Origin of the sequence: Pseudoalteromonas sp. SR41-1, from assembly GCF_014164015.1 — a bacterium.
Lineage (GTDB): Bacteria > Pseudomonadota > Gammaproteobacteria > Enterobacterales > Alteromonadaceae > Pseudoalteromonas > Pseudoalteromonas distincta.
Map to the genome: position 1 here is coordinate 26,020 of NZ_JACJEK010000018.1, position 12,069 is coordinate 38,088.

Annotated in this window: 11 protein-coding genes; 5 read left to right on the forward strand and 6 right to left on the reverse strand. The window is 37.7% G+C overall.

Features of this window, described 5'->3' with window-relative positions; all coding sequences use genetic code 11:
- Positions 1 to 51: 51 nt before the first annotated feature.
- The gene (locus tag H5118_RS15380) at positions 52 to 324 is read right to left on the reverse strand and encodes a hypothetical protein (RefSeq protein WP_024596914.1); all 273 of its coding nucleotides are present in this window, start codon (positions 322 to 324) and stop codon (positions 52 to 54) included.
- A gap of 298 nt (positions 325 to 622) precedes the next feature.
- Here H5118_RS15380 and H5118_RS15385 point away from each other — a divergent pair, with 298 nt between their 5' ends.
- Positions 623 to 2,314, forward strand: coding sequence for an alkaline phosphatase (locus H5118_RS15385; RefSeq protein WP_182749354.1), 1,692 nt, complete (start codon positions 623 to 625; stop codon positions 2,312 to 2,314).
- A 60-nt stretch (positions 2,315 to 2,374) separates the two neighbouring features.
- Here the strand turns inward: H5118_RS15385 and H5118_RS15390 are convergent, their stop codons facing one another.
- Both H5118_RS15390 and H5118_RS15395 read right to left on the reverse strand, forming a co-directional pair.
- Positions 2,375 to 3,853 carry a cellulase family glycosylhydrolase gene (locus H5118_RS15390; protein ID WP_182749356.1) on the reverse strand — a complete coding sequence of 493 codons (1,479 nt, stop codon included), beginning with the start codon at positions 3,851 to 3,853 and terminating at the stop codon, positions 2,375 to 2,377.
- 382 nt (positions 3,854 to 4,235) lie between these two features.
- Positions 4,236 to 4,598 (reverse strand): hypothetical protein, encoded by a 363-nt coding sequence (locus H5118_RS15395; RefSeq protein ID WP_182694909.1) that lies wholly within the window; start codon positions 4,596 to 4,598, stop codon positions 4,236 to 4,238.
- A gap of 185 nt (positions 4,599 to 4,783) precedes the next feature.
- On the opposite strand from H5118_RS15395, the gene trhA reads away from it, so the two are divergent.
- The 4 genes from trhA (at position 4,784) to H5118_RS15415 (ending at position 9,408) form a co-directional block, all read left to right on the forward strand.
- Positions 4,784 to 5,413: a PAQR family membrane homeostasis protein TrhA gene (trhA, locus tag H5118_RS15400; protein WP_182749358.1), complete on the forward strand. Its 630-nt coding sequence runs from the start codon at positions 4,784 to 4,786 to the stop codon at positions 5,411 to 5,413.
- A 266-nt stretch (positions 5,414 to 5,679) separates the two neighbouring features.
- Complete coding sequence (locus H5118_RS15405) at positions 5,680 to 6,441, forward strand: DUF4145 domain-containing protein (RefSeq protein ID WP_182749360.1); 762 nt, start codon at positions 5,680 to 5,682, stop codon at positions 6,439 to 6,441.
- Positions 6,442 to 6,617: 176 nt separating this feature from the next.
- Positions 6,618 to 7,379 carry a hypothetical protein gene (locus tag H5118_RS15410; protein WP_182749362.1) on the forward strand — a complete coding sequence of 254 codons (762 nt, stop codon included), beginning with the start codon at positions 6,618 to 6,620 and terminating at the stop codon, positions 7,377 to 7,379.
- Between the two features lie 1,129 nt (positions 7,380 to 8,508).
- Positions 8,509 to 9,408 carry an SDR family oxidoreductase gene (locus H5118_RS15415; protein ID WP_076924741.1) on the forward strand — a complete coding sequence of 300 codons (900 nt, stop codon included), beginning with the start codon at positions 8,509 to 8,511 and terminating at the stop codon, positions 9,406 to 9,408.
- Positions 9,409 to 9,678: 270 nt separating this feature from the next.
- Here H5118_RS15415 and H5118_RS15420 read toward each other — a convergent pair whose 3' ends face one another.
- The 3 genes from H5118_RS15420 to H5118_RS15430 all read right to left on the reverse strand — a co-directional run bounded on the left by H5118_RS15420 (position 9,679) and on the right by H5118_RS15430 (position 11,980).
- The gene (locus tag H5118_RS15420) at positions 9,679 to 10,230 is read right to left on the reverse strand and encodes a hypothetical protein (RefSeq protein WP_029753163.1); all 552 of its coding nucleotides are present in this window, start codon (positions 10,228 to 10,230) and stop codon (positions 9,679 to 9,681) included.
- 552 nt (positions 10,231 to 10,782) lie between these two features.
- Positions 10,783 to 11,094: an MGMT family protein gene (locus tag H5118_RS15425; RefSeq protein ID WP_165724065.1), complete on the reverse strand. Its 312-nt coding sequence runs from the start codon at positions 11,092 to 11,094 to the stop codon at positions 10,783 to 10,785.
- Positions 11,084 to 11,980: a LysR family transcriptional regulator gene (locus H5118_RS15430; protein WP_182749363.1), complete on the reverse strand. Its 897-nt coding sequence runs from the start codon at positions 11,978 to 11,980 to the stop codon at positions 11,084 to 11,086. The genes H5118_RS15425 and H5118_RS15430 overlap by 11 nt, the downstream gene beginning before the upstream one ends.
- Positions 11,981 to 12,069 lie beyond the last annotated feature (89 nt).

Sequence of the window (12,069 nt, forward strand, 5' to 3'; positions counted from 1 at the left end):
TAATGCAAACAATCCAAGTTCACTGCTCATCGTTTTAATCCTTTAAATAATTTATTTTACGTTTTTTATACTAGTGTCAGTATTTTTAAGCGTTGTGCTATGTGTTAAAACGGGCTCATCTAATAAACCCTCTAAAACAGTTTTAGCATCAAAATAAAGCGTTTCCTTTAGTGATTTTTCAAGCTCGATTGTGGTTTGCTTTACGTAGCTTGCTACACTTTGAGTTAATATATCAGTTACATCTAGGTCCACTTCTGTTGCATGTACTTGCGCAGAACCTAATACTAATAAACTTGCCATAGCGATTTTAATTGAATGTTTCATAATGGTATTCCTTGTTTGTGTATTGTTTAGACGTAGTTACATACTCAAGGGTTGTGCCAACATAAAAATAAATCGTAAGCAACTGTAATTAAACAATTTTACATGCATCTCTTTAATTTAAAAAATTCATACCTTGTTAATTTAACCATTTAATTTAATTTTTTGACTACTTTTTAGTTAATAAATAAAAGGGTTTAAATGTATTAATACCGTCACACTAAATACATTTAGCGTTTATAAAAACGTCATATCTACCCGCTAAAGTGCACACCACTATAAATAATTCAAAAAGTGCAGTATGACCCTTTCATCACGTCGAAATTTCTTAAAAACCTCAGCAGCAAGCATATTTACCGTCGCAGTATCGAGTGCCATTACAGGTTGTGCTCAAACATTAACAAACAAACCACTATCGGCTATTGAATTTAAACACGGTGTAGCCAGTGGCGATCCGCTCAGTAATGCTTTAATAATTTGGACACGTGCAACTACTTCTCAATCAAATTTTGAAGTTACTGCTGCTTGGGAACTGGCAAGTGACTCTCAATTTAAAAACATCATCCGCAGCGGGCGCGAACAAACAGATAAAAGCAGAGACTTTACAATAAAAATAGATGTGCAAGAACTTGCTCCAAACACAGAGTACTTTTATCGGTTTATGGGTTTAAATACACAAAGCCCAATTGGCCGTGCTAAAACACTACCAATAAATAACATTGAACAAGTAAAAATGGCTGTTGTGTCGTGCTCAAACTATCCTGCTGGGTACTTTAATGCCTACACCGATGCCGCTAAACAAAAAGATTTAGATGTGGTACTGCATTTGGGAGATTACATTTACGAATACCCAATGGGCGGATACGCTACCGAAAATGCTGAAAAAATTGGCCGCCAATTAGCAGCCGATAACAGTGGTGAAATTATTACCCTTAGCGACTATCGTAAGCGCTATGCTATTTACAGAACAGACCAAGGCCTTCAAGCTCTTCACGCTGCAGCGCCTTTTATTGCAATATGGGATGATCACGAAGTTACCAACGATACCTATAAAAGTGGTGCTGAAAATCATACCCCTGATGAAGGTGACTTTTTTAAGCGCCGTGCAGCAGCTATTCAAGCCTATTACGAATGGCTGCCAATTAGGCCGCCAATGGGCGAACAAAGCCCGCAAATATACCGCACCTTTGATTTTGGTAATTTAATAAGCTTACACATGCTAGATACTCGCGTAATAGCACGCGATAAACAACTCGCTTACAGCGACTATAAAAACCTAGAGACCAAACAAGTGGATGTTGCGCGCTTTGCCAGTGATTTAAATAATCCAAGTAGGCAGTTACTAGGTAACACACAACTTAACTGGCTTACGAGTGCAATAACTAAATCAAATGCAAAATGGCAAGTATTGGGCCAGCAAGTATTGATGACTAAAATGTGGCTACCTACTGAAATATTCTCGCAATCCGATCGCACTAAAATACCGCAGGTGTTAAAAGAGCTTGTTGCCATTAAAAAAGCCGTTTTAGCTAATAAAGCGGTAACACCCGAGCAACTCGCACGCGTAAATACTTTAATGCCTTACAATTTAGATGCGTGGGATGGTTACCCAAGCGAGCGCGAAGCATTATACAAAAGCGTTACTGCATTAAATAAAAAGCTAGTTGTAGTTGCAGGTGATACGCACAATGCGTGGCATGGCACATTAAAAAATGCAAAAGGCGAAAGCGTAGGAGTAGAGTTTGCAACACCAGGTGTTACATCCCCGGGTATGGAGCATTATTTAGCGCTTAATACAGCACAAGCAAAGCAAATGGCTGACTCGCTTTCATTGCTAATAAACGACTTAAACTATTGTGACTTATCACACCGTGGATATATGTTACTGACGATTACTAAAGAGCAAATCACAACCGATTGGCGCTATATAGATAACATAAACTCCCCAAGCTATAACATAGTTAACCAGCATCAAAGTGTTTATAAAGGCTAATACTTTTAAAAAGAAGGTAAATGTATTATTTACCTTCTTTGTATATTTTATAAAACGTGCTTAATTACAAGTATAAAGAAGCGTCCACGAAGCATCACTTCCTGGAAGGCTATTTGTATACCAATTTGCGCTGTATGCATTGCCTTGATATTGCATTTTATCGTCGGTGTTATTGTGAGTAAACGGACCACCTGAGTAATCTTTGTTCACCCAATTAGGGTATGTATTAATGCCATTACAATCGGTTGAACTTACAACACTGCATCCATTTGTATCTACACTTGTACCAACGGGTGTATCTGGGCACTGATCAATATCATCATTCACACCATCGTTATCCACATCGCTTTGTGGTTCAACTACTTCAACAACACAGCCTACATTATTAACAGTTTCATCTGCAGGTGTATTAGGGCATTGATCAACACTATCGCTAATACCATCACCATCGCTGTCAGTTACTGCACAACCAATACTATCAACCGTTGTACCTGCGGGAGTGTTATCGCACTGATCGTTACTATCACTTATACCATCGCAATCAGAGTCTAAAGCAACCGTACTACCACCCCAACCTTGAATGATCTCTTTAACTTTAGTGCCTGATGCGGTTAGTGAATTCCAACTACCGCCTGGAGTAAATAACGAAGCACCTTCGTTTTTATCGTTTAAAGCCCAGTTAGCGTGGCTAATATTGTTTGTTTTAAAAAATGCCATCCATGCATCGGTTTCATTAATATTAACACCACCATTGCCATCAGCATTAACTGTTCCCCACTCTGTGGCGAATAGTGCAATACCGTTATCGAGTGCAGTTTGTGCTTTATTTCGATACGATTGACCATGCGTGCCAGCATAAAAATGCAGAGTGTAAGCAATATTGGCGCGATCTATCGGATTTTGTGATGCCACATCCACATCTTGCGACCACGTAGGCGTACCAACCACAATTAAGTTATCAGGGTCGATTGCTCTAATTTTATCAATAACTGTTTCTGCGTAAGGCTTAATATCGTTAGCCCACGAGATTTGTAACGGCTCATTATAAATTTCATAAATAACATTGTCGTACTGCCCATATTTAGTAGCTACGTCTTCAAAAAAGCGAATTGCAGTTGCTTGATCGGTATGTGCTTCATGGCTATGAAAATCAATAATAACGTACATATCTTCGCTAATAGCTGCGTTTACAACAGTATCAAGACGGCTCATATTGCCCTCCCAATCAAAGTTCAAACTACCACCGGTACTCGTACCATGGCCAATAGCTGCACGAATTAATGTTGAATTAAATTCAGTTTTTGCCTTTGCTACTGTTTGTGCTGTATAAAACTTTTCAGCGCCCCACCCCGTATTACTCCAAAATAGGCTAGGTCCTGCAAAGCTTGTGTTATCTCCACCTGCAAGAATTTGATTCCCACTCACCGTTAACTTCTCAACAGCGGCATTGGCCATGGTTGAGCATCCTAATAATAAAGCTAACGATAAGCTCGCCACTTTAAAATCCTTTCTTTTATGATTATTTGAACTGTTATTCATCGTATTTCCTTAAATTGAAATTATCAGTCGTCATTGCTTGATGTAATAAATTGACACAAAACCAATACTTAACAGTTAAACAAAGTTAATTTGGCGAGCAAAAAGTATCATTTACTAACATTAAATGAATAAAAAGGAACAAGGAGAAGGGATTTAATTAACTAAATATCAACAAATGAGCAATTTAACGAGGTTTGAGGATTTTACTAGGTATATACAGGCATTTACACGATGCTTAAATGATGCAGGCAAAAAATCTCGGTTACAAAAAATATATATAAAAATGAAAAGGCGGTAATAATAATTATTACCGCCATTAATAATAGCTAAATATCAGGAATAAATATTAGGGAGGCAATTAATAAGCCAACCAAACCTAGCTCTAATTAATTGGCTTATTTTTTGTGGGAAGTACTTTTCTGCCCAAACGGTATGCATCCATCATGCTCAGCACCCAAATTATAATCATTAAAGGTACATACTTATATTCAGCGAGTTTAGCGCAGGCTTCGGAAGGTTGTTGCGCGGCTTTTAAAATGGCCGTAACCGACATGGGGATTTTACCGTGTACAATTTCATTTGCAGTACACTGTGCAATCGCAAATATATCTTGAAAGGTTAAAATTAAAAAAACAGTAAATACACCCGCAAAAATAGCGCCTATTAGGTGTTTTTTTAAAGAAAAATGCCCCGCTCCAGGATAAACAATGGCGGTAAGTAAAGCAGCTTTTAGATCTTGTTTCATGGTTATTTCAGCTCGTAATATGTATTACACTAGACACCAACATAGTGAATTAATTCTCTTTAAAATCAAGTAAAAGCTAAAGTAGCGTATCAAATAAAGTTATTTAGAATTACTCACAGCTAAGATTGAAACTTTCAGCGTACAGTTGTACATTGAAATTAATTCCAATAGTGGTAGGAACAGTTATGTCGTTAGAAGCGCCTTATTCCCGTAAAGAAGAGAAATTAAACGTAATCAGCCATGCACTCGGTATTATATTTGCCGCATTTGTTATGTGGGATTTATTTAGCCAAGCCACCAGTACTAAAGCGTATGTTAGTACTGCAATTTATGGCAGCAGTCTATTTGTGCTGTTTTTGTCATCCACTTTGTACCACGCCAGTATTCAACCGCGCTTAAGAGCCTTTTATAAAAAGTGCGATCACTGCGCCATATACTTATTAATTGCCGGCACCTACACTCCCTTTTTATTAATCTCGTTAACCGGTGCTTGGTCATGGGCCACACTTACATTTATTTGGGCGGTGGCACTGGCGGGCGTAGCGTACAAAGTATGTGTAAAAAACGGTAATAAAAAAATATCACTCGCCACCTACTTGCTCATGGGTTGGTTTGCACTGGCTATTGTATATCCGCTTTATTCAAGTGTTGATGTGAAGGCACTTTACTGGCTACTTGCCGGCGGCATTTTTTATAGTTTAGGTACATTATTCTACAGCGCTAAAAGCACCCAATTTAGCCACGCTATCTGGCACTTATTTGTTATTGCTGGGTGTGTTTGCCATTATATTTCAATTAGCAATTACGTTTATTGAGCTTGTATAGCATTTTAAAATGGTCTGGTTTGAGCGATAACCGGTCATTGAGGGGATTGGTACTGGCGGAGCTATACTAAGAGGAAATTTTTCCCTTTTTCACATGTTTAAATAAGCTACAGTAAGCATAATATTTATAAATGGCAATAACTTACACTATTTGCTACTAGTATAAGTTCATAAAGTAAGGGCGTTTTCGCGCTAAAATAGGGAAAGTGTCCTCTGATAAAGTTATTATGCATTAAATTCAGAATATGGAGGTTAACGTGGACAGAAAAATATTTAAATTGCCTTTTACAAGAGTTGCTATACAAGACTGGCAATGTCCTAGCTGCCAAAAAGGACTTTTGAGAATAAAAGAAGGTACATTTTTTAGTGAAGAAACATCGTTATCAAAAAAAGTACATGATCATGAAGCTTGGGATCCTGATTGGATCTCATCTGTATATTCATGTTTATTAGAATGTTCAAATAATTCATGCAAAGAGACAGTATCAAATACAGGAAAAGGATTTGTTGATTGGGGTATAGAGCACGACGAGCATGGCTATCCTGAGCAAGTTTACGGTGATTTTTTCAAACCATTATTTTTTCACCCTCATTTAAAGTTGATATCTGTACCTGAAAAAACCCCTAATGAAGTTAAGAAAAAATTAAACGACTCATTCCAATTATTTTTTAGTTCGCCTTCTGCCGCTTCTAATCATGTAAGAGCTGCTATTGAGTCTTTGCTCAATAATTTAAATGTTAATAGATACCGAGTTTCAAATGGTAGACGACGTTTAATTAATTTACATCAAAGAATAGACCTTTTACCCGCAAAATATGCTGAACTTAAAGATTTACTCATAGCGGTTAAATGGCTAGGTAATGCCGGAAGTCACTCAGGCAAAGAGTTAACTGCTGATGATGTTATGGATGCATATGAAATAATGGAACATATACTCTCTGAAATATACGAAAGTAAATCTACTAAATTTAAAGCTTTAGCCAAAAAAGTTAACAAGGCAAAAGGTCCCAAGAATTAATGCATAACAACAATACGTTCAAACGGACAAAAACAGTCGGCTGTTTCACTTCGTTCACAATTTTAACCGCTTAACGTGGCGCTATATACCTTTCTAGAGTTGGTGTTATCCCCGTCAGGTTGGTGACACAATTTATACAATTAGAAATTGAAGAATTTACCAGTAGGAGCAATTAGGTGGGTATATGTTTATTAACAGGAAAAGAGGGGAAATATGTTAAATCCCACATAATTCCAAAATCATTAACGAGGCCTTCTAAATCAGGAAAAAAATTTATTCAACCTGCTCAAAATCCAACTAAGAAACTTTATATTAAAAGAGCCGACAGCTGGTATGATAAATCTATTGTAATTAGAGAAGGCGAAGACTATTTATCAGATATTGACTCCTATGCGATAGATGAATTAAGAGCTCAAGGTTTACTTTGGTCAAGTGATAAAATTAGAGAGCCGGCAACTGATTCAGTAAACGAGCTAACAGTTGTAAGCTTTAAAGAACCGATCAAAATAAGAAAGTACTTTTTAAGCTTGTTGTGGCGTGCTGCCGTTTCATCTTTACCTGAGTTTAAAGATATTATTTTATCTAAAAACCAAATAGAGCAGTTAAGAAAAATAATCGTAGGAGAAATGGAAGATGATTTAAGCCTTTTTCCTACTACTTTAATTCAATTAACTGAGGCAGGCCCTGCACACAACCTGACTCCAATTAAGCAAAGAGTCGCTGCTGACGGCAGAGAAGTCTATCGATTTTATATGAATGGCTTAATTGCTCATGTTCATCTTCATAACCCGAATATGGCTGTTTTAATGAATCCAGTTCCATATGATCACCCTATGTTTGTTGGAACTGAGCGAACTATCGTTATTCAAGTTGAAACGGAACATTCTTTTCAATTAAATAACTTGAGAAAACATACTAGCCAATATACTAATAAATAAGAGTGTATTTGCGCAATCGGTATATAACAAGTCATTTCAGCTAGGCAAAAAACAGTTGGTTTTTGCTCAGCCTCGCTATTTTTAATAACTATTCTATTGCCTCTAAATGAGGCGTTACCAATGTCTGCTCACAGCACTCTCCAGCCACTCGACACCATAAAATATTGATAATAATTGATAAGGTATTTTACTTTGTCGGATGGCGCTTCGCTTATCCGACCTACACTGGCACTGAGCCGAACTTTGGCACAGAGCCATGAGTAGCCACTCAAAACTGTAATGTAAGAAATCAAGATTCTTCCTTTTTTAATTGATTTATCTTCAACCTAGCCTCTGCGGTGTTCGTAAGACTTACCTGTAAAGTGCCCATCGCCTCATAAAAAAAGCACGCAGCACGCACAGTGATAAAAGATAATAATATTTTGTATTAAACAAACTTACTTGACGTTTTATTGTAATTACCATGAAACCCCAGCTTATTTTTACACTAAAGAAAAGCTAACGTCGAAAAGTACAAAATTGAGTTCGAGTGCCACGCATACTTGCGATAGGTGAAAATTTTATATTTGGCTTCTATAATTTTTCGGGGGGATTAGCATATCACTTAATGATACATTTTAACGTGCTGCTATTTTCTGGCTTAATTATAAGCCCATCAGTGTAGCCATAAACGCACCTTCCCAACTTGATTGGCTTAATGAACGGTGTGTAATATTTTCGGTACTAATATCCACTTTTTACCCGTCATCCGCACTTATATTTTCAACAGTTTAAATATAAACACTTTAAAATAAGTAACATAGCTTAATATTTAAAAAGCACCTCTGTGGCATATCTATTGCTTTTTATAAAGAAGGCGGTGTACGTAAACGGCTAAAAATGTCAATTTTAAAGGAGAGACAAAGTGGGAGCATTACAAGCTAACTATAATATTGCTATTCGTGCTAAATCAGTTAGTCGCTCTTTAGCTTCGACATTTTACAACCACACACGCCTCTTATATTTTTTACATCACCCAATTCACGCTAAGCAAAGAGAAGTAACAGCATTGCTGTGCTGTCTGAGATTAAGCTCTTTGTGATTACATACAATTAATCTAACTTAAACTTTACGTTGAGGAGACTTTGATATGCCAACTAATCAATTTACTATGCAAGATCCTAGAAGCCAATATCAGATGGGACGTACCGAAAAAGACAGTAATCAACCGGACCCAGGGCTAGATGAAATTTTAAAACCTAAAGCAGATCATGGCGAAGACACCTATGAGGGCCACGACAGGTTAAAAGGCCGTAAAGCTCTGATCACAGGCGGCGACTCTGGGATTGGAAGAGCCGTAGCCATCGCATTTGCAAGAGAAGGTGCGGAAGTTGTTATTAATTACTTACCCAGCGAAGAAACCGATGCGAAAGAAACACTCGATATACTAAAAGCCAGTGGTAACAAGGCTTGGGGTATTGCAGGTGACATATCTGATGAAGATTTCTGTAACAGCCTTGTCGCTCAAAGCGTTGAATACTTGGGGTCAATTGACATACTAGTTAATAATGCTGGTAAGCAACAATTTGTCGCCGAGTTAGAAGATTTATCTACCGAGCAATTTTGCCAAACATATGCAACAAACGTATTTGCTATGTTTTGGATAACAAAGGCCGCAGTAAAGCATATGCCACCCGGGGCAAGTATTATTAACACAACCTCTATCCAATGTTACCAGCCTTCTGCTGGACTTCTTGATTACGCATCAACTAAAGGCGCAATTACTAGCTTTACTAAAAGTTTAGCAAAAATGGTAATAGATAAAGGCATTCGGGTTAATGGTGTTGCTCCAGGGCCAATTTGGACTCCGCTACAACAAAGTGGCGGCCAACCGGCGAAAAAACTTCCCGAATTTGGTGATAACGTGCCACTAGGTAGACCAGGCCAACCTGCCGAGCTAGCCCCAACATATGTATACTTAGCTTCGCAAGAGTCAAGTTACATTACCGCTGAAATAATGGGCGTGACAGGTGGGCAACATCTACCTTAATTATCAACAGATGATTGTTAAACAACATAATAGCGGCGAGAATACGCCGCTTTTATTACCTACTCTTTTTGCATCACATCTAAACAAAATCCACTAAGTATTCGTGAAACTGTGGTTATAAACACCCTAAAAGCCTGAGCTAGCCACTGCACTATTTGACTTAGTACGAGGTTGAGTGAGCCTATTTAAGCACGCATAAACAAACTGCTTAAACAACTAGAGCTGCTTAAGCAGTCAACTTAGGCTTTATACCTATTTATCGAACTGGTTTTATGCGTTGTCTTTTTTAGCACGTATACCGCGAATGAACTCTTCTAAATAAGGCATAAACTCTAGCACGAGTGATATGAATAGCACTGTTATCAAGTAAGTTATTGGTATTGGTGACTCTTTTAATTGGAGCGTAAATTCAGGAGGAAAGCCCCCAGGGGTAAATAATGCTGTAAATTGCTCCCAGTGCCGCGCAATAATTAATACTAAAGCCAACAGCGGTATCATTTCTAAAAAGCTATGTATATGCTGCTCTATTGGCCCCACTCTACGTTTACTTACCGCGTAAGTTACATCCCACATTGCTGTAAGTTCATGAATAAAAAACAACAAGATACTAATAGCAATAATCAAACTATTAACTTCAAAAATTAAAACAAGAATTAACGGTATACCCACTTCGGCAAACATTAATAGATGAATAAACGACTCTTTTGCACCACTTGTTGTAGAAATATTACTACGTCGATGACAAAACCAATCCGCAATGCCAGCTACAAGCCAAATAGGGATCACAAAGTACATTAAAATAACTAAAGTAGGGTCAGTCATATTTGGTTAGTCCTTAAAATCAAGTTTTTAAAAATTGTCACACTCAAAACTAAAGATATACGCTTGGTCATTTCGATAATTAATAACGTACAGATGAGCATAAATCGTGTTCTTCAAACACGTTCTCAGCCACCTTTATTATAGCTTTAAGAGTTTTTACTTAGCTGTATATGAGATACCTATTAAAGCGAACTCTTGAACCACCACGGGTATGCTCATTATTTTCTACGACAGATTGTTAGTTCAAGTGGCATGCCAAACCTTTATTTTTAGTGGATTGCATGAAAACGCAGGTATAAGTATGTTTGGAAGAGTTTTAGGCTCACCTCGTTGTATTTTTGATGGCTAGAAAGTAGAAAATATGCCCCTTTTTTGTAACTTTTTCATTTATCGATAATCTCGGTTAGTAAGGGGCTTGTATTGAAGATAAAACTAAATGCTCAAATATCAAGTTATTTATATGTATTGCTAAACTTCATAAATAAAAGAGTGGTCAACATGCTTGGCTTGGTAATAGTGCTTAAATACTATTATTAAGCCATTCCTTGTCTTCTACTGCCACCGGCACTCGCGCATATTCACTTTGTCGTTTTTAAACAGTACGCCTTCTGATAATAGCTTTTCGCGCTGTTCTTGATATTTTTCGCTACCTTCAAGGAATGATATTTTACCTTGGCTATTCACTACCCTGTGCCATGGTATAACTGAGTCGTTTGGCATCATTTTTAATAAGCGCCCCACCAATCGTGAGTTTTGCGGATAGCCCGCAAGAGCTGCAACTTGCCCGTAACTTGCTACTTTGCCTATTGGTATACCTGCGATAACAGTATAAATAAGTGTTTCTTTATCAATATCAGCGTTCATTTAAATACGCCTCACTAAGTACTTTAAATTGCTCCCAAATAGTACGCGCTACAGGTCCGTGGTGCACTGCATGTTGTCTAAAGGCTCTAATTTGTGCGCTAAATTTATGCTCTCGGTCAGTTATGTGTATTTCTTGAAGTAAGCCTGCTTTTATTTCAGGAGCGCAGTGTTCTAGGCTCATCATTGCCCAACCTGCACCTGAGAGTAAAAACGATTTTAAGGTCGATACATCATCAATTTTCATCATGGCGGAGCCTTTTGAGTAAGATAGTCTGTCACTGTCGATACTCAAATCACTTTCAAACATGGCTAAACACGGATACGTTTGTAGTTCGTTATAGGTGAGCTTTTGAGGGAGTACGCCTTTAGCGCTCACAATGCCAATAGCAAGCTTGCCAATTGGTACGCTTTCTAAATCGCCTGTTGCATGAAATAAGTCAAACCACGGGCCAATGCCTAATTCGGCTTGCCCACTGTTTACTTGCTCTAATGAGATAAAGCGTTTTCCGCTTGTTAAGCTAAATTCGGTGCTAGTAAACAACCTAAAAGTATTACTTATGATCTCGTTGTAACTTTGCATATGGCACAGTTGTTCGTAACAAATTCTAAATTGAGGCTCATTGCCTAATGCTAATTCTTCAGCAAGTTGTGCCAGCTCGTCGTTGGCATGCAGGAGTTGCTTCGCTTCGCGGTGAAAAATTCGCCCTTTTTCAGTAAGCTGTAATCGGTACTTACTTCTGTCTAGTAACTCAAATCCTATTTTGGCTTCTAAGTTTTTAATGGCGAGTGTAAGCGCTGGCTGCGTTTTATGTAGCTTTAGTGCTGCTCCGCTTAAGCTTGCGCTTTGTACTATGGCATCTAAAATTATTAATTGATTCAGCTTCATATACCGCCCTGCAACATCATAAGTAAAACTTATTGAGTTTCTAAAATTTAATGATTTTTATTTTATATGTTTGCAGCGTATGCTGCACT